Origin of the sequence: Pseudomonas sp. NC02 (genome assembly GCF_002874965.1) — a bacterium.
In the GTDB taxonomy this organism is placed as follows: Bacteria; Pseudomonadota; Gammaproteobacteria; order Pseudomonadales; family Pseudomonadaceae; genus Aquipseudomonas.
Map to the genome: position 1 here is coordinate 966,996 of NZ_CP025624.1, position 18,235 is coordinate 985,230.

Genomic DNA, 18,235 nt, shown 5'->3' on the forward strand with positions numbered 1-18,235 from the left:
TATGTAGGAAAACGCCCTTCTTGCAGCCTGCTTCAGAGCGCCGGTGCTTCAATCGCCGGTTCTGGCACTGCGCTTTTCAATTGCCTCAGCTGGGTTTTGATCGCCGGCTGGGCACACTTGGCGTTCGCTTGATCGGGCGTCAGCTCGCGGATAGAGGTGTAGAACAGTTCGCAGGTCTGCTCCTTGCGCGTTACCTGCCAGGTGTTCATGCAGCCTTTGAGCTGCACATTCGGATCGCTGGCGGGCTTCTGGCCCATCGAGGCCTGCCAGCAGGCGGCGCTCAAGTCCTGGCCCATCACCTTCAAACCGGCCTCGTCGGCCTTTTGCTCGTCACCGTCGTAGGTGTCGGGGTTGGCGGCATACCAGATGTAGCTCGGGTGATTGGCACCCAGTACGGCGACCTGGCTCCCGACGGCCGGGCTGATTTGCGCCAGGCCCAGTACGGCAACGGTTTGCCCGTATTGCTGCTTGATCCAGCTGCGCACCGGCGCGCCGAAGGCCACCATCGGCAACGCGCCGCCCGCGTGCTGGCTCAGCTCCTTGACCATCCGGGTCTGATAGTCGGTGAAGTAACCGTACACACCTTCCAGGTCCTTGCCCGCCGTGGCAGGGGCGGCGATCGGGGCGATGTCGATGATGGTCTGGTATTCCGGCGTCTGGGTCGCCGGGATGCCGTTGGCCGTGAGCAAGGTCGCCCAGCGGTCGGTGGTGGCCGACTCCAGGTAGTCCTGGAAGTGGGTCAGGGAATAATCCGGCGGGAAGTGCAGCAGCTCGATGCTCTTGCGGTTTTCCAGGGCCATGCCCAGCGGCAGGAACAGGTACCAGTTGAACTGCCATTTGCCATCACCATTGAGTTTGCTGGCGCCCTGGTAAGCCAGGTCGGCGGTATCGAGCAAGGTGGTCAACGGCTGGCCATAACCGTCTGGCACGCCGCTGAACGTGGCCAGCACCTGGTCATGCTCGGTTTTGACGCTGACTTTGGCCCGGCTGTAACCGTCGCGTTGCAGGCTCTGGTTCAGGTAGTGCTCGACGGTCTGTTCCAGCGTCCAGGGACGAAAACAGATGACGCTGCAATTGTTCGGGTACGCGAACAACTGGGTGACCCGTTGCGGGGTACCCAGCGGTACGGTGATATCAGCCTGTACGACCGCACTCAAGGTCAGTGCGGCCAGGGTGAAGGACAACCTGGTGAGTTTGAACATGGATGGTTCCCTGTCAGCGAAAGCCCGTCTGCGCGGGGTGAATGCCCACCCTCACACAGTAGCGGTTGACCGGGAAAAGCGCGTAGAAAAACTGCGCGCTTGTCGCTTTTGAGCAAGTGCGTCTACACCTTGAAGTGCAGGGCGTTGCTCAAATCCCCCATGGGCTTCTGGCCGCGCGCGGTCATGGCGTCGTCACGCTGCTTGAGCCCGTCGAGGGTTTCCAGCTGGAACACCCGGGTGATCAGACGCAGGATCGACGCGGTGTCGTAGACGGTATGGTCCACCGTGCCCTTGCGCGCGAACGGCGAGACCACCAGTGCCGGAATCCGCGTGCCCGGGCCCCAACGATCGCCTTTTGGCGGTGCAACGTGGTCCCACCAGCCGCCGTTTTCATCGACGGTGACGATCACCACCATGTTCTTCCACTGCGGGCTTTCCTGCAGCACCTTCAAGGCGCGGGTGATATGCCGGTCGCCCGAAGCGACGTCGGCGTAACCGGCGTGCATATTCAGGTTGCCCTGGGGTTTGTAGAAGGTCACCGCAGGCAGCTTGCCGGCCTGGGCATCGGCGAAGAACTTGTTGGTGCTGACGTCATCCCCCAGGCCGCCATCGCGCAGGCGTTTATTGCGCTCAGCCGGGTTTTCCGGGCCTTGCTGCTTGAAGTAGTTGAAGGGCTGGTGGTGGTACTGGAAGTTCGGAATCTTCGGAATGCCGCCCGAGTCCTTGAACTGATCCAGCGTTGCTTGCCACGCACCGGCGTACCAGGCCCAGTCGACGTTCTTTTTCGACAGTTTGTCGCCGATGTGCTCGTGGGTTTGTGGCACCAGCACGTTAGGCAAGTCGGGCTTGGAGTAATCCGGGCGCTCGGGGTCGCGAATCCAGGTAGGCCAGTAAGGCGGGGCCAGGGTGTTCACGCCGAAACCGTCCGGGGTCAGTGCGCTGGGGCCGAATTGCGGCGGGCCGGTCATGGCGCTGGCCGGGGACTTGTCCAGAGGCTTGAGGCGCGGGTCGGTCGGGTCGTCGCTTTGCAGCGTGGCGATCTGTGCCTTGGCCACCGATTGCGCAGCGTTTGGGTACACCGGCGGGGTGGCGCTGATCAGGTATTGGTGGTTGAGGAACGAGCCGCCAAACGCGCCCTGGAAGAAGTTATCGCAAAGCACAAACTCCTTCGCCACGTCCCACAAGCGCAGGGCGTAACGGCTCTGGGCGTAATGGCCCATCAGCAGGCCGCCGGAGTCGCCCCAGGCGACGAACGCATCGTTTTTACCGCCATTGATCTGCATCTGGTTCTGATAGAACACGTGCCACAAATCCCGGGTGACCAGGCTCAGGGGCTGGTCTTCGCCGTTCGGGCCCTTCAAGGCGTAGGGGGCGTTAGGCAGGTTTTCCTGGTATTGCACTTCGCTGGGGTAGGTCACGCCATCGACGGTCTGCGGGCCGATTTGCAACACGCCGCCCCAGGTCGGGGGCAGGGTGCTCAGCAGGCTGCCGTCGCGGTCGCGCTGCTGATAGTCCGCAGGGGCGAGGGCCGACAATGGTTTCTCGACCCCGGGGAAATCCGCAAACAGGTTGTTGAAGCTGCGGTTTTCGGCGTAGATCACCACCACGGTTTTAACCTGTTCGTGCAAGGCCTTGTCCAGCTCTTGCGGCGTCAGCGGGCGATCCACCGGCTTGCCGGGTGCCTCGCTGGTATTGCCGCAGGCACTCAGGGTCGCACCCACGCCCAGCACGGCCGCGCCTCCCAGGAAGCGCCGCCGGCTGGTGTCGACTGGCGGTTTGGCTTCAATGTCTTGGGAAGGGCGGTCTTTGTGCTCGTCGCTCATTGCTGGGAGTCCATGCGGGTTAGTTGTTGCAATATGTTTCGCCGGAACGGTAGCAATGGAATGTGACGGAACGAAGACAGCGGTGTGATCATGTGGGCATGCTTCCTGATCCCAAGCACTGCTAGACTGGCCCGATATTGCATACCGCAGAGGTGCCCCATGAAACCTTCAACTGCCCTGGATCTCAAGAGGGCTGCCGTGCGTGAAGTAGTAGGACGTTTCCATACCTCCAACCCAAGGGTGTTTGGGTCCGTTTTGTTGGGGACTGATAAAGACGGCAGTGATCTCGATTTACTGGTTGATGCGCTACCGGGAGCGACCCTTTTTGACCTTGGTGGGCTGCAGGTGGAGTTGGAAGACTTGCTCGGGGTAAACGTCGATTTGCTGACGCCTGGCGATCTGCCTCTGAAGTTTCGTGCTCAAGTCTTGGCTGAGGCCCGGCCCGTATGATCTCAAATCGGATTGGCGACTACCTGGAGCACATGCGCCAGGCATCGTCCGACGCGATCACCTTTGCCGAAGGGGTGAGCAAACCTGAGTTTTTGAAGACAAGCGTACCCAACAAGCCGTGATCATGAGTTTGATCATCATCGGCGAAGCGTCGACCAAAATAATGGATCAACATCCAGAGTTTGCAGCCGCCCAACCGCAGGTGCCTTGGCGCAGTATGCGCGGGATGCGCAACCGGATTGCCCATGGTTACTTCGACATAAATCTTGAAGTGGTATGGGACACGGTTCAGCACGCGCTACCTGAGCTGCTGAACAACCTGCCAGCCGCACCCGCCTGAAGAGCGGGTGCAGCTTCAGATAATTAAGGCATCACCGGCGGCAAATATTTAAGCGTCGTGCCCAACGCCCACAGCAGGAACAACACCAGCGGCGTATGCACCAGCAGCTGCACAAACGAAAAACCGATCAAGTCCCGCGCCTTCAACCCCAGCACGCCCAGCAGCGGCAGCATATAGAACGGGTTGATCAGGTTCGGCAGCGCTTCGGCGGCGTTGTAGATCTGCACCGCCCAGCCCAGGTGATATTCCAGGTCATTGGCGACCTGCATCACGTACGGCGCCTCGATGATCCACTTGCCGCCGCCCGACGGGATGAAGAAGCCCAGCACCGCCGAGTACACGCCCATCAACAGCGCGTAGGTGTCGTGGGACGCGATCGAGGTGAAGAAGGTCGAGATATGGTGCGCCAGGGTCGCGCCGTCACTGCCTTTCACCACGGTCATCAGCGCGGCAATCGAGCCATATAGCGGGAACTGGATCAGCACCCCGGTGGTGGTGGGTACCGCACGGGCCACCGCATCGAGAAAACTGCGCGGACGCCAGTGCAGTAGGGCACCGACCATCAGGAACAGGAAGTTGTAGGTGTTCAGCCCCGAGATCGCGCTGATCGCCGGCTTGGTCGAGAATTCATGGAACAACCAACCGGCGGCCAGCAACGCCAGCAGGATGGTCAGCAACGGGCTGTGCTCCAGCCACTCGCCCGGACGGGTCGGCGGTTGCGGCTTGGGCATGTTGAAGGCCGGGTCGATACCGCAAGCCTTGGCGTCACGGGCGGAGTTCGGGCCGGGCGCGGTGGCGTAGGCGATGATCAGCGACACCACGATCAGCGCCAGCAACAGCACGCCGGACTGCCACAGAAAGATGGTGTCGGTGAACGGGATCATCCCGGTGATCGACAGGATCGACGGCGGCAAACTGGCCGGGTTGGCCTGCAACTGCGCCGCTGACGACGACAGCCCCAGCGCCCAAACGGCACCCAGGCCGAGGTAGGCCGCAGCACCGGCCGCGCGGTAATCCATGCGCAAATCCGTACGCCGGGCCAGCGCACGCACCAGCAAACCACCGAACACCAGGGACAGGCCCCAGTTGAGCAACGAGGCGACCATCGAAATCAGCGCCACCCAGGCCACGGCAGAACGGCCGTTCTTCGGGATGCGCGCCAGGCGGTCGATCAATTTCACGGCGGGCGGGGAGCTGGCGACCACGTAACCGCCAATCACCACAAAGGCCATTTGCATGGTGAACGGGATCAAACTCCAGAAACCGTCACCAAACGCCTTGGCGGCCTCGGTCGGCGCGGCGCCCATGCCCAGGGTCGCCACGGCGACAATGATCACGGCGAGGGCGGCAAACACCCAGGAGTCAGGGAACCAGCGCTCGGCGAAGTTTGAACAACGCAGGGCGAATCGGGCGTAGCGGCTGTCTTCGATAGCATCGGCCACGTTCAGTACCTCTATTTGTATTTATTATGGGGGCGGCAGTTTTGCTGCATGTTCCTCTACGGCTATTCATTTGGGAATGTAGTTATCTTCATTGATCAATGAGTAAAGCAAATATATCCGGCGAGATTGCCATCACCGGGCCCAGCTCATAACCTGCAGTCCATTTCGTTTGTCTGCCGAGCTTTTCCATGACTGCCACCTCTTATCCACAGGCGCAGCGTTTCTCCCGCTCCGACTACAAAACCCTGGGCCTGGCCGCCCTGGGCGGGGCCCTGGAAATCTACGACTTCATCATCTTCGTATTTTTCGCGCTCACCCTCAGCCAGCTGTTTTTCCCGCCGGAAATGCCCGAGTGGCTGCGCCTGCTGCAAAGCTTCGGCATCTTTGTCACCGGCTACCTCGCGCGCCCGCTGGGCGGAATCCTGATGGCACACTTCGCCGATCACCTGGGGCGCAAACGGGTGTTCAGCCTGAGCATCCTGATGATGGCGCTGCCGTGCCTGCTGATCGGCATCATGCCCACCTACGCACACATCGGTTATTTCGCACCGTTGATCCTGCTGGCGCTGCGCATCCTCCAGGGTGCGGCAGTGGGCGGGGAAGTGCCCAGCGCCTGGGTGTTTGTCGCCGAACACGCTCCGGACAACCATCGTGGTTATGCCCTGGGCTTCCTCCAGGCCGGGCTGACCTTCGGCTACCTGCTCGGCGCGCTGACGGCGACGCTGCTGGCGCAAGTCTTCACCCCGGCCGAAATCCTCGACTACGCCTGGCGCTTCCCGTTCCTGCTCGGCGGCGTGTTCGGCGTGATCGGTGTCTGGCTGCGGCGCTGGCTCAGCGAAACCCCGGTGTTCCTGCAAATGCAGGCCCGTCGCCAGGCCGGCGCCGAACTGCCGCTGCGTACCGTCCTGCGGGAACATCGCAGCGCGCTGCTGCCGGCGATGATCCTCACCTGCGTGCTCACCTCGGCCGTCGTCGTACTGGTGGTGATCACCCCGACCATGATGCAGAAAACCTTCGGCATGAGCCCCAGCCACACCTTCGCCCTGAGCGCGTTGGGCATCGTGTTCCTGAATATCGGTTGCGTGTTGGCCGGGCTGCTGGTGGACCGCATCGGCGCCTGGCGTGCGGTGTTGGTCTATAGCCTGCTTCTGCCGGTGGGGATTGCCGTGCTCTATGCGAGCCTGATTGCCGGTGGCGTGTGGCTGGGCGCAGCGTATGCAATTGCCGGCTTGAGTTGCGGGGTGGTGGGCGCGGTGCCGTCGGTGATGGTCAACCTGTTCCCGGCGCAGGTGCGGGTGTCGGGGATTTCCTTCACCTACAACATTGCCTATGCGCTGTGGGCGAGTACCACGCCGCTGATGTTGATCGCGTTGATGCCGACCAGCCCGTGGATCTGCGTGGGGTATTGCGTGGCGATGGGCGCGGTGGGCGCAGTGAGTGCGGCGCATTTTGGCAAGCGCCTACCCACCTGATCGTTCCCACGCTCTGCGTGGGAACGCCTCACTGGACGCTCCGCGTCGGCTCGTGTGACGCGGAGCGTCACGGATGCATTCCCACGCGGAGCGTGGGAACGATCATTACGTCAGGAAGTGCCACATCAGCAATGTGCCCACCAGGCCCACCACCGACACAATGGTCTGCAACACCGACCACACCCAGATCGTCTGCTTCAGTTGCAAGCCGAAGTATTCGCGCACCATCCAGAAGCCGGCATCGTTGACGTGGCAGAAGAACACCGAGCCGGCACCAATCGCCAGGGCGACCAGTGAGCTTTGCGTCGCCGCCAATCCCGCCATCATCGGCGCGAGGATGCCCGCCGTTGTCGTGGTGGCGACGGTCGCCGACCCCGTGGCCTGACGCAGCGCCACCGCAATCAACCAGGCCAGCAACAGGTAAGGCATGTGCGCGCCTTCGGCCACCTTGCTGATGGTCTGGCTCACGCCGGCATCCAGCAGGGTTTGCTTCAACCCGCCACCGGCGCCGATGGTCAGCAGCAGCACCGCGATCGGCGCCAGCGCCTTGCGCAGGGTGTTGCCGACATCGGCCCGCGGCATGCCGCTGGCCCAGCCCAGGCAAATCACCGCGGCAATCACCGCCAGGCCCAGCGCGATCAACGGCTCACCGAGGAACTTCAAGGTCAGTGCCACCGGGCTTTCCGGCGACATGGCAACCTTGGCCAGGGTGCTGCCGAGCATCAGGATTACCGGCAACAGGATGATCAGCAGCGACACACCAAAACTCGGCTGGCGCGGCGCCTTGGGCGGTGCGCTGAACAGCGCGCCAATGTCGGCCGGCTCGTCCACGTGCATGCGCTTGGACAGCCAGTTGCCGTACAACGGGCCGGCCAGAATCACGGCCGGTACCGCCAGGCAGAAGCCCAGCAACATGGTCAGGCCCAGGTCGGCGTGCAACGCGCTGACCGCAATCAGCGGCCCCGGATGCGGTGGCATCAAGGCGTGCAGGGTGGTCATCCCCGCCAGCGCCGGAATTGCGATTTTCAGCAGCGGCTGGTTCGAACGCTTGGCCATCACAAAGATGATCGGCACCATCATCACCAGGCCCACTTCGAAGAACAGCGGCAAGCCAATCACCATCGCCACCAGCGCCATCACCCACGGCAACGACTTGCCCTTGCCCAACCCCAGCAGGGTGGTGGCGATACGGTCGGCAGCGCCGGACTCAGCCATCAACGCGCCGAGCATCGAGCCCAGGGCAATGATGATCCCGGCTTCACCGAGAATCGCCCCGGCGCCTTTGCTGAAGGCCTTGGCCACTTCTTCCGGCGGCAAGCCCGCGCCGACACCTGCGATAAACGTACCGATCAGGATCGACAGGAAGGGCGGCAGCTTGGTCGCGCTGATCAACACAATGATGCTGGCGATGGCCAGTAATACGCAGAACATGAGGCGGGTGTCGTGAACCATCCACGCGGCAGTCGATAACTCCAAAACGGGACTCCTTATCGAACAGGTTGGCTAATATGTTTCTTTTTGTTTCCTGCTCGAAAAGCATACCTGATACAACGGTTCCAGAGCGTTCATGTTCAATTTTGGTGCGTATGGCTTAACGCTCAGCTGACGGCGAGATGACAATTTTGCAACTCGTGCCGGTGGTTTTGGCCTATAGCTCTATGATCAACCGGACCACGACCCACGAGGACATTTCATGAGCGCAGGACACAGCCACGCCCAGGTACGCGCCGGCCACGAACGGCTGTTATGGATCGCATTGGCACTGACCGGCAGCTTTATGATCGCCGAGGTGATCGGCGCCTTTATCACCGGCAGCCTGGCGCTGTTGTCCGATGCCGCGCACATGATGACCGACGCCCTGGCGCTAGGGATTTCCCTGGTGGCGATCCAGGTCGCCAAGCGCGCCGCCGACCGCAAGCGCACCTTCGGCTATGCGCGTTTCGAGATCCTGGCGGCAGCGTTTAATGCGCTGCTGCTGTTCGGCGTGGCGTTCTACATCCTGTATGAGGCGTATCAACGCTTGCAGGCGCCCGCCGAGATCCAGTCCACCGGCATGCTGGTGATCGCGGTGCTGGGGCTGGTGGTCAACCTGATTTCCATGCGATTGCTGAGTGCGGCCAGCGGCGAAAGCCTGAATGTGAAGGGCGCTTACCTGGAAGTCTGGAGTGACATGCTCGGCTCCATCGGCGTGATCATCGCGGCGCTGGTGATCATGTACACCGGCTGGGGCTGGGTGGATTCGGTGGTGGCGGCAGCGATTGGCTTCTGGGTGTTGCCCCGCACCTGGACGCTGCTCAAGGAAAGCATGAACGTGCTGCTGCAAGGTGTGCCGGATGGCATTGATATCGACAAGGTGGAGCAGGCGATTCGCGGCGTTCCCGGGGTCAAGGACGTGCACGACCTGCATATCTGGGCCCTCACCAGCGGCAAAAATGTGCTGAGTACTCATCTGGTGGCGGATTCGGCGCAAGGCAGCGAGCAACAGATCCTCAGCCAGGTGACGGAGTTACTGCATGAACAATTCGATATTTCCCACGCCACGATCCAGATCGAGGGCGAAGGTTTTCAGCACGACGAGCACGACGAGGTGCACGCCTGACCGTCACTCACGGTCTTCCAGCACATAACCCACGCCGCGCAAGGTATGGATCAACTTGCGCTCGAACGGGTCATCGATCTTCGCCCGCAGGCGGCGGATCGACACTTCCACCACATTGGTGTCGCAATCAAAGTTCATGTCCCATACGAACGAGATAATTTGCGTGCGCGACAGCACCACGCCGCTCTGGCGCATCAGCAGGTGCAGCAGGGCGAATTCCTTGGTGGTCAGGTCGATGCGCTGCAACCCGCGAAACGCCCGGTGGCGGCCCTGATCCAATTCCAGGTCGGCCACCCGCAACACATCCGGCACCGGCGAATGCACGCTGCGGCGCATCAAGGTGCGCACCCGCGCGAGTAATTCGGGGAACTCAAACGGCTTGACCAGGTAATCATCGGCGCCCAGGTCCAGGCCCTTGATCCGGTCGGCGAGGCGGCCCTGGGCGGTCAGCATCATGATGCGGGTGCTGCTGTTCTGGCGGATGCGTTGCAGCACGTCCCAGCCATCCATCAACGGCAAATTCACGTCGAGCATCACCAGGTCGTAGGCGTGCTGGCGAGACAAATGCAGGCCGTCGGCGCCGGTGGCGGCACAGTCGACGATATAGCCACTTTCGCTCAATCCCTGATGTAGATAATCGGCGGTTTTAGGTTCGTCTTCGATAACCAGAATACGCATGTCGAGGATCCCGCTGGGCAGTGGAAAAGTTGCCCGGAGCTTAAAGCAAAAGCCCGCGCCAGAGCCGTTGCTAACGGATTTGTAATGTTCTGGCCACTCCTCTGATAAGTACCGAAAGTTACATTGCCCACCTGTTAATTCATGGGCATGGAACTCTTGTTATGCCAACTTTTGTCCGCACGTTTATCGGCGCTTCGGTGCTGTTGCTGATGACGGTCCAGGGCGCAAACGCGCAAACCCTGACCCTCGAATCGGCCCTGCAAACCGCCTTCGCCAACAACCCCGACATGGCCGCTGCGCAGTGGGAAATCGACATCGCCCAAGGCGGTCGCCAGCAGGCCGGTTTGATCCCGAATCCGGTGGCCTCCTGGGACGCCGAAGACACCCGCCGCAACTCGCGCACCACCACCGTAAAACTGAGCCAAACCCTGGAGCTGGGTGGCAAGCGCGGCGCCCGGATTGATGTCGCCACCCGTGCCCAGGAGGCGGCCGCACTCACCCTGGAACAGCGCCGCAACGGTCTGCGAGCGGAGGTCATCGACGGTTACTACGGTGCACTTCGCGCCCAGGAACGCCTCGACCTGGCCCAGCGCTCAGTGGCATTGGCCGAGCGCGGCCTGGTGGTGGCCAATGGTCGCGTCACCGCCGGCAAAACGTCCCCGGTGGAAGCCACCCGCGCCCAGGTGCAACTCTCGGAAATCCGCCTGGAATTCAACCGCGCGCAGATGGGCCTGACCGATGCCTACCGGCGCCTCGCCGCCAGTACTGGCGCGGCCAGCACCGATTTCCAGGCCGTCGCCACCCAAGCCCAGGCCGCCCCGGCGTTACCGTCGCCCACGCAGTTGCTGGGGCGCCTGGAACAGACCGCCGAACTGCGCCTGGCCGAGCTGCAAATCGTCCAGGGCGAAGCGGCCCTGGGCCTGGAAAAAGCCCAGCGCATTCCCGACCTCGACGTGTCCATCGGCAGCCAATACGACGCCAGCGTGCGCGAGCGGGTCAACGTGGTGGGCGTGTCGATGCCGATCCCGCTGTTCAACCGCAACCAGGGCAACGTGCTGGCCGCGAGTCGCCGTGCCGACCAGGCCCGCGACCTGCGCAACGCTACCGAACTGCGCCTGCGCACCGAAACCCGCCAGGCCCTGGACCTTTGGCAAACCGCGAATACCGAAGTGCGCTCGTTCAACCAACAGATCCTGCCCGCCGCCCAAAGCGCGGTGGACAGCGCCACCCGCGGTTTCGAGATGGGCAAGTTCAACTTCCTCGACGTACTCGACGCCCAGCGCACCTTGATTGCGGCCCGCACCCAATACCTCGCGGCGACCGCCCAGGCCACCGAAGCCTGGGTGCGCATCGAACGGATTTACGGCGACCTTGCCCGGTTTTGATTTTTTCAGGAGCGTTCCATGAACAACAAACACAGGATGGCGCTGGCCGTTGCGCTGATGCTGGCGTGGCCGGCCATCAGCGGTGCGGCAGAGGCGGAAGAGGAAGGCAAGATCGAGCTGACCGAACAGCAGGTCCAGGCCGCCGGTATTCAACTGGCCCCGGCGCAATCCCGGCAGATCAGCACTGTGCTTTCGCTGCCGGGCGAGGTGCGTTTCGACGAAGACCGCACCTCCCACATCGTGCCGCGTGCTGCCGGCGTGGTGGAGTTGGTGAAGGTCAACCTCGGCCAATCGGTGAAGAAGGGCGAGCTGCTCGCGGTGATCGCCAGCCAGCAGATTTCCGATCAGCGCAGTGAACTGGCGGCCAGTGAGCGCCGGGTGGTACTGGCCCGCACCACCTTCCAGCGCGAGCGCCAGTTGTGGCAGGACAGGATCTCCGCCGAACAGGATTACCTGCTGGCGCGCCAGGCGCTGCAAGAGGCCGAAATCGCCCTGAACAATGCCCGGCAAAAGATGAACGCCCTGAGCGGCAGCGCCGTATTGGTTGGTGGCAATCGCTACGAACTGCGGGCGCCGTTCGACGGCGTGGTGGTGGAAAAACACCTGGGTGTCGGCGAAGTGGTGAGCGAGACCAGCAACGCCTTCACCCTGTCGGACCTGTCCCAGGTGTGGGTCACCTTCGGCGTTTTCCCCAAGGATTTGAACAAGGTCCGGGTCGGCAAACCGGTGAAGGTCACGTCCTCGGAAATGGGCACCGAAGTGCTCGGTACCGTGGCCTATGTCGGCAACTTGCTGGGGGAGCAGACCCGCACGGCCACCGTGCGCGTCACGGTGCCGAACCCTGATGCTTCGTGGCGTCCAGGGCTGTTCGTTTCCGTGCAGGTCGCCACCGACACCTACCCGGCCAAGGTCACCGTCCCCCAGGAGGCGATCCAGACCGTCGAGGACAAACCCTCGGTGTTCGTGCGCACCAGCGACGGCTTCATGACCCGGCATATCGAACTGGGCGTCAGCGAAAACGGTTTCGTCGAAGTGCGCCAGGGCCTCGACGCCGGCGCGCAGGTGGCCACCGTCGGCAGCTTCATCCTCAAGTCCGAGTTGGGCAAGGCCTCGGCCGAGCACGCCCATTGACCCTGCGAGTGATTTCCCATGTTTGAGCGCCTTATCCAATTCGCCATCGAGCAGCGCATCATCGTGCTGTTGGCGGTGCTGTTGATGGCCGGTGTCGGTATCGCCAGCTATCAGAAATTGCCCATCGACGCCGTGCCGGATATCACCAACGTCCAGGTGCAGATCAACTCGGCGGCGGCGGGTTTTTCGCCGCTGGAAACCGAGCAGCGCATCACCTTTCCCATCGAGACCGCCATGGCCGGGCTGCCGGGCTTGCAGCAGACCCGCTCGCTGTCGCGCTCGGGCTTGTCCCAGGTCACGGTGATTTTCAAGGACGGCACCGACCTGTTCTTCGCCCGCCAGCTGGTCAACGAACGCTTGCAGGTGGCTCGCGAGCAACTCCCCGATGGCATCGAAAGCATGATGGGGCCGATCTCCACCGGGCTCGGGGAAATCTTCCTGTGGACCGTGGAGGCGAAAGACGGCGCGCGCAAGGAGGACGGCTCAGCCTATACGCCGACCGACCTGCGGGTGATCCAGGACTGGATCATCAAGCCGCAACTGCGCAACGTGCCGGGGGTGGCCGAGATCAACACCATCGGCGGGTTTGCCAAGGAATACCAGATCGCCCCGGACCCCAAGCGCCTGGCGGCCTACAACCTGACCTTGGGCGACCTGGTCACGGCGCTGGAGCGCAACAACGCCAACGTCGGCGCCGGCTACATCGAGCGCAGCGGCGAGCAATTGCTGATCCGTGCGCCGGGGCAAGTCGCGTCCATCGACGACATTGCCAACATCGTCATCACCACTTCCGACGGTACGCCGATTCGGGTGCGCAACGTCGCCCAGGTCGACATTGGCCGCGAGCTGCGTACCGGTGCCGCCACGGAGAATGGCCGCGAAGTGGTGCTGGGCACGGTGTTCATGTTGATCGGCGAAAACAGCCGCACGGTGTCCCTGGCGGTCGCGAAAAAACTCGAAGAGATCAACCGTTCGCTGCCTGAAGGTGTGGTGGCCGTCACCGTCTACGACCGCACCAACCTGGTGGAAAAAGCCATCAGCACCGTGAAGAAAAACCTCTTCGAAGGGGCGCTGCTGGTGGTGGCGGTGCTGTTTCTGTTCCTCGGCAATATCCGCGCTGCGCTGATCACCGCGATGGTGATTCCCCTGGCCATGTTGTTCACCTTTACCGGGATGTTTACCAACAAGGTCAGCGCCAACCTGATGAGCCTCGGCGCGTTGGATTTCGGGATTATCGTGGATGGCGCGGTGGTGATCGTCGAAAACGCCATCCGCCGCCTGGCCCACGCCCAGCAGCGCCACGGGCGATTGCTGACCCGCAGCGAGCGCCTGCATGAAGTGTTTGCGGCGGCCAAGGAAGCGCGGCGCGCGCTGATCTTCGGGCAACTGATCATCATGGTGGTGTACCTGCCGATCTTCGCCCTCACCGGGGTGGCCGGGAAGATGTTCCACCCGATGGCGTTCACCGTGGTGATCGCGCTGCTGGGGGCAATGATTCTGTCCGTGACCTTCGTGCCGGCGGCCATTGCGCTGTTCGTCACCGGCAAGGTCAAGGAAGAGGAAAACCTGGTGATGCGCAGCGCACGCCGTGTCTACGCGCCGGTGCTGGATTGGGTGATGGCGCGCCGGCCGCTGGTGTTCGGCCTGGCGGTGCTGGCCATCGTTGCGTCGGGCCTGGTGGCCAGTCGCATGGGCAGCGAATTTATCCCCAGCCTCAGCGAGGGTGATTTCGCCCAACAAGCGTTGCGGGTGCCGGGCACCAGCCTGACGCAGTCGGTACAGATGCAGCAGCAACTGGAAAAGACCTTGATGGCCGAGGTGCCGGAAATCGAGCGGGTATTCGCCCGCACCGGCACCGCGGAAATCGCCTCCGACCCGATGCCGCCGAACATCTCCGACAGCTACGTGATGCTCAAGCCCAAGGACCAGTGGCCCGACCCGAAGAAGTCCCGTGAGGCAATCATTGCCGACATCCAGCGCGCCAGTGCGATTGTGCCGGGCAGCGTGTATGAACTGTCGCAACCGATCCAGCTGCGCTTCAACGAACTGATTTCCGGCGTGCGCAGTGACGTGGCGGTGAAGGTGTTTGGTGACGACATGGCGGTGCTCAACAAGACCGCCGGGGAAATCGCCGAGACCTTGCAAACCCTCAAGGGCGCCTCGGAAGTGAAGGTGGAACAGACCTCCGGCCTGCCGGTGCTGACCATCAATATCGACCGCGACAAGGCCGCGCGTTTCGGCCTGAACGTGGGCGATGTGCAAGACACGATCGCCGTCGCCGTGGGTGGGCGCCAGGCCGGGACGATGTACGAAGGCGACCGGCGTTTTGACATGGTCGTGCGTTTGTCGGACGCGCTGCGCACCGATATCGAAGGCCTGTCGCGGCTGTTGATTCCGATCCCGGCGCTGGCGAATAACGCGGCGGGGCAGTTGGGTTTTATCGCGCTGTCGGAAGTCGCCAGCCTGGACCTGGTGCTCGGCCCCAACCAGATCAGCCGTGAAAACGGCAAGCGCCTGGTGATCGTCAGCGCCAACGTGCGTGGGCGGGATATCGGCTCGTTTGTCGAGGAAGCCGGGACGGCCATCGACACTCAGGTGAAAATCCCCGCGGGCTACTGGACCACCTGGGGCGGCCAGTTCGAGCAGTTGAAGGAAGCTTCCGAGCGCTTGCGCATCGTGGTGCCGGTGGCGTTGCTGCTGGTGTTCGGGTTGCTGTTCATGATGTTCAACAACCTCAAGGACGGGCTGCTGGTGTTCACCGGGATTCCCTTCGCGTTGACCGGCGGGATCATGGCGCTGTGGCTGCGGGACATTCCGTTGTCGATCTCGGCGGGCGTGGGTTTTATCGCGCTGTCGGGGGTGGCGGTGCTGAACGGGTTGGTGATGATTGCGTTCATTCGCAACCTGCGGGAAGAGGGGCGCTCATTGTCGGTGGCCATCAACGAAGGCGCCCTGACGCGCTTGCGCCCGGTGTTGATGACGGCGTTGGTGGCGTCGCTGGGGTTTATCCCCATGGCCCTGGCCACCGGCACCGGCGCCGAAGTGCAGCGCCCGTTGGCGACGGTGGTGATTGGCGGGATTATTTCGTCGACGCTGCTGACCCTGCTGGTATTGCCGGCGCTGTATCACTGGGCGCACCGGCGTGAAGAACAGGAAGACCGCCTGATGCCTGGCCAATAACCTGTGGCGAGGGAGCAAGCTCCCTCACCACAATGGGTTATTGGCAGATAGCGTTGGTATGAAGGGGAAACACCAACCGAAACACAGTGAAATCTCCGGGCTCGCTGCTGACTTCTGCCAGGCCTTGATGCAGGGTCATGATTGACCGCACGATGGCCAGCCCCAGCCCGGTCCCCCCTTCGGAGCGGGCGCGGCTGCTGTCGACGCGGTAGAAACGCTCGAACAGGTTCGGCAGGTGGTGCGCTTCAATCCCCGGGCCCGGGTTGCCCACCGAGAGCGACACCTGCTGCCCGTGGGTTTCCACCTGCAACGACACCGTGGAAGCGTGTGGCGTATGCCTGATGGCATTGGACAACAAGTTGGAAATCGCCCGCTGAATCATCAGGCGGTCGCCATGCACCGAGGCATCACCGTGAAGGCTCAGGCTCAGTTGCTTGTCTTCGGCACTCAACGCAAACAGTTCCATCACCCGGCGTGCTTCAGCGGCCAGGGACACGGGCGCAAACGAAACCCGCGCCGCCGGGTGGCTGACCTGTGCCAGGAACAGCATGTCGGAAACGATCCGCGCCAGCCGCTCCATTTCTTCGGTGCTGGATTCCAGCACCGCCTTGTACTCCTCGGGAGGTCGCTCCCGGGACAACGTCACCTGGGCCTTGCCCATCAAGTTGGTCAGTGGCGCGCGCAGCTCGTGGGCCAGGTCATCGGAGAACTGCGACAACTGCTGCACACCGCCATCCAGGCGTTGCAGCATGAAATTGATGCCCTGCGCCAACTCGCCCAACTCGTTGGGCAAGTTATCCACAGCCAGGCGGTGGGTCAGATCCTGTGTGGTGACCTTGGCCGCGACGCGGCTGAACTGTTGCAGCGGTGCGAGCCCGCGTTGCACCACCCACCACGCGCCGATGCCGATCAGCAGCAACAGCAGCGGCAGGGCGATCACCGTGGAACGCAGGTAAGCACTGAGCAATGCCTGATCGTCCCTGCGGTCCAGGGACAGCAGCACCCGCACGCGTTCGCCGCTGGACAGGCGCATCAGGCTGGAGGCGCTGAGCACCTGGTTGCCGTTGCTGTCGTCCCAGTTCAGGTAACCGAGGGTCTGGCGTGGTGCGAAGTCGGTCAGCAACGGTTCCTGTGGCTTGGCACCGACGCTTAGCAGCACCGCTTCATCGGGTGCGGTGCCGACGATGGTCAGGTAGAAATTGTCATGCCCCATCACCAGGTCCATCAGCGAATGCGGGCGGGCTTTTATGTCGCGGGTGTCCAGGCCGAGGGCGAGGCTGTGCTGGATCTGCTCCATCTTGCTTTCCAGGCCCTTGCGCGCCAGTTTCTCAAGCTCGTGGGTCAGCGCCAGGTAGGCCAGTGTCGCGAGCAGCACCACCAGGCCCGCGCCCATCAGGCTCACCGTCAGCCCGAGGCGCATCGACAGGCTGCTGGCTTTCATTGGCGGGCCTCCAGCACATAGCCCACGCCGCGAATGGTATGGATCAGCTTGACGTCACTCTGGTCGTCGACCTTGGCCCGCAGGCGGCTGATGGAGACCTCCACCACGTTGGTGTCGCAGTCGAAATTCATGTCCCACACCAGGGAAATAATCTGCGTGCGGGTCAGCACTTCGCCGGACTGACGCATCAGCACATGCAGCAGCGCGAACTCCTTGGTGGTCAGGTCAATGCGCCGGGTGCCGCGATAGGCGCGGTGGCGGCGCGGGTCCAGTTCAAGGTCCGACACGCGGAAGACTTCCGGCACCGGTATGTGCTCGCTGCGGCGCAACAGCGTACGCACCCGGGCCAGCAATTCGGGGAATTCGAAGGGTTTGACCAGGTAATCATCGGCGCCCATGTCCAGGCCCTTGATCTTGTCAGTCAGCCGGCCACGGGCTGTGAGCATCATCACCCGTTGGTTGCTGTCGCGGCGCAGTTGCTCAAGCACTTCCCAGCCGTCCTTGGCCGGCAGGTTTACATCGAGAATCACCAGTTCATAGGCGTGTTGCCCGGCCAGGTGCAGGCCGTCCACGCCGCTGGCGGCGCAGTCGACCACGTAACCGCTTTCGGTCAGGCCCTGCTGCAGGTAGGCGGCGGTTTTTTGCTCGTCCTCAACCACAAGGATACGCATGGGGGTTTACCTTTTACTGATAGAGAGAGACTGAAATTCGAATTTTCCGAAGCCTGAAGGCTGAAGTAACTACAGGGTCAATCAGCCAGTTTGTGACTGGTTGTTGCGTTGCAGAACGGGCGGGCAAAAAAAACGCCCCATCCGGGGCGTTAAAAATTCATCTCTTTCCAAAGGAGCTACACAAAAGCTTCAGAGATGAATGTGCTCGGTGTGCGCCGTTCAGATCGACTGCTTCTGTGCGTCGGCGGGCGCGGTCTCGGCCACGGACTGTTCACCGTGGACCTGTTGCTGTTGCTGGCGGAACTCGGCGAGGAACTGCCGGGAGCGGTCGGCGCCGTCGTCGGCGAATGCGAGGGTGGAAGTGGCGCCGAGAAAACTGATCAATAACAGGTGGGATGGCTTCATGACGTGTCTCCAAATA

Annotated in this window: 14 protein-coding genes and 1 pseudogene; 7 read left to right on the top strand and 8 right to left on the bottom strand. The window is 62.5% G+C overall.

Annotated elements, in window-relative coordinates:
• Positions 1–32: 32 nt before the first annotated feature.
• Complete coding sequence (locus C0058_RS04325; RefSeq protein ID WP_003214388.1) at positions 33–1,202, bottom strand: hypothetical protein; 1,170 nt, start codon at positions 1,200–1,202, stop codon at positions 33–35.
• Between the two features lie 122 nt (positions 1,203–1,324).
• A complete protein-coding gene (gene acpA, locus C0058_RS04330) occupies positions 1,325–3,025 on the bottom strand; it encodes an acid phosphatase (protein ID WP_102368095.1) in 1,701 nt (566 codons plus the stop codon).
• Positions 3,026–3,184: 159 nt separating this feature from the next.
• Between acpA and C0058_RS04335 the strand changes: the two genes are divergently transcribed.
• Together C0058_RS04335 and C0058_RS04340 are read left to right on the top strand one after the other, a co-directional pair.
• Positions 3,185–3,475 (top strand): nucleotidyltransferase family protein, encoded by a 291-nt coding sequence (locus C0058_RS04335; RefSeq protein ID WP_003214393.1) that lies wholly within the window; start codon positions 3,185–3,187, stop codon positions 3,473–3,475.
• Positions 3,472–3,815, top strand: a pseudogene (locus tag C0058_RS04340) (DUF86 domain-containing protein). The gene C0058_RS04335 and the pseudogene C0058_RS04340 overlap by 4 nt, the downstream one beginning before the upstream one ends.
• Positions 3,816–3,838: 23 nt before the next feature.
• On the opposite strand, the gene C0058_RS04345 reads toward C0058_RS04340, so the two are convergent.
• A complete protein-coding gene (locus tag C0058_RS04345) occupies positions 3,839–5,257 on the bottom strand; it encodes a short-chain fatty acid transporter (protein ID WP_008437512.1) in 1,419 nt (472 codons plus the stop codon).
• Positions 5,258–5,445: 188 nt separating this feature from the next.
• Here C0058_RS04345 and C0058_RS04350 point away from each other — a divergent pair, with 188 nt between their 5' ends.
• Positions 5,446–6,729, top strand: a complete 1,284-nt coding sequence (locus tag C0058_RS04350; RefSeq protein ID WP_102368096.1) for an MFS transporter — start codon at positions 5,446–5,448, stop codon at positions 6,727–6,729.
• A 105-nt stretch (positions 6,730–6,834) separates the two neighbouring features.
• Here the strand turns inward: C0058_RS04350 and C0058_RS04355 are convergent, their stop codons facing one another.
• Positions 6,835–8,205 carry a gluconate:H+ symporter gene (locus C0058_RS04355; RefSeq protein ID WP_008437508.1) on the bottom strand — a complete coding sequence of 457 codons (1,371 nt, stop codon included), beginning with the start codon at positions 8,203–8,205 and terminating at the stop codon, positions 6,835–6,837.
• 217 nt (positions 8,206–8,422) lie between these two features.
• Between C0058_RS04355 and C0058_RS04360 the strand changes: the two genes are divergently transcribed.
• Positions 8,423–9,328 carry a cation diffusion facilitator family transporter gene (locus C0058_RS04360; protein ID WP_008437507.1) on the top strand — a complete coding sequence of 302 codons (906 nt, stop codon included), beginning with the start codon at positions 8,423–8,425 and terminating at the stop codon, positions 9,326–9,328.
• A 3-nt stretch (positions 9,329–9,331) separates the two neighbouring features.
• Here C0058_RS04360 and C0058_RS04365 read toward each other — a convergent pair whose 3' ends face one another.
• Positions 9,332–10,006, bottom strand: a complete 675-nt coding sequence (locus tag C0058_RS04365) for a heavy metal response regulator transcription factor (protein ID WP_008437506.1) — start codon at positions 10,004–10,006, stop codon at positions 9,332–9,334.
• A gap of 161 nt (positions 10,007–10,167) precedes the next feature.
• Between C0058_RS04365 and C0058_RS04370 the strand changes: the two genes are divergently transcribed.
• The 3 genes from C0058_RS04370 to C0058_RS04380 are packed head-to-tail and all read left to right on the top strand — an operon-like array spanning position 10,168 to position 15,702.
• Positions 10,168–11,391, top strand: coding sequence for a TolC family protein (locus C0058_RS04370; RefSeq protein WP_102368097.1), 1,224 nt, complete (start codon positions 10,168–10,170; stop codon positions 11,389–11,391).
• Positions 11,392–11,409: 18 nt separating this feature from the next.
• Positions 11,410–12,522 carry an efflux RND transporter periplasmic adaptor subunit gene (locus C0058_RS04375; protein ID WP_102368098.1) on the top strand — a complete coding sequence of 371 codons (1,113 nt, stop codon included), beginning with the start codon at positions 11,410–11,412 and terminating at the stop codon, positions 12,520–12,522.
• A gap of 18 nt (positions 12,523–12,540) precedes the next feature.
• Positions 12,541–15,702 carry a CusA/CzcA family heavy metal efflux RND transporter gene (locus C0058_RS04380; RefSeq protein WP_102368099.1) on the top strand — a complete coding sequence of 1,054 codons (3,162 nt, stop codon included), beginning with the start codon at positions 12,541–12,543 and terminating at the stop codon, positions 15,700–15,702.
• A gap of 37 nt (positions 15,703–15,739) precedes the next feature.
• Here C0058_RS04380 and C0058_RS04385 read toward each other — a convergent pair whose 3' ends face one another.
• The 3 genes from C0058_RS04385 to C0058_RS04395 form a co-directional block, all read right to left on the bottom strand.
• A complete protein-coding gene (locus C0058_RS04385) occupies positions 15,740–17,143 on the bottom strand; it encodes a heavy metal sensor histidine kinase (protein WP_102368100.1) in 1,404 nt (467 codons plus the stop codon).
• On the bottom strand, positions 17,140–17,814 hold the full coding sequence (locus C0058_RS04390; RefSeq protein WP_003214417.1) for a heavy metal response regulator transcription factor: 675 nt from the start codon (positions 17,812–17,814) through the stop codon (positions 17,140–17,142). The genes C0058_RS04385 and C0058_RS04390 overlap by 4 nt, the downstream gene beginning before the upstream one ends.
• Before the next feature lie 219 nt (positions 17,815–18,033).
• A complete protein-coding gene (locus C0058_RS04395) occupies positions 18,034–18,219 on the bottom strand; it encodes a hypothetical protein (RefSeq protein ID WP_008437498.1) in 186 nt (61 codons plus the stop codon).
• Between the last annotated feature and the right edge of the window lie 16 nt (positions 18,220–18,235).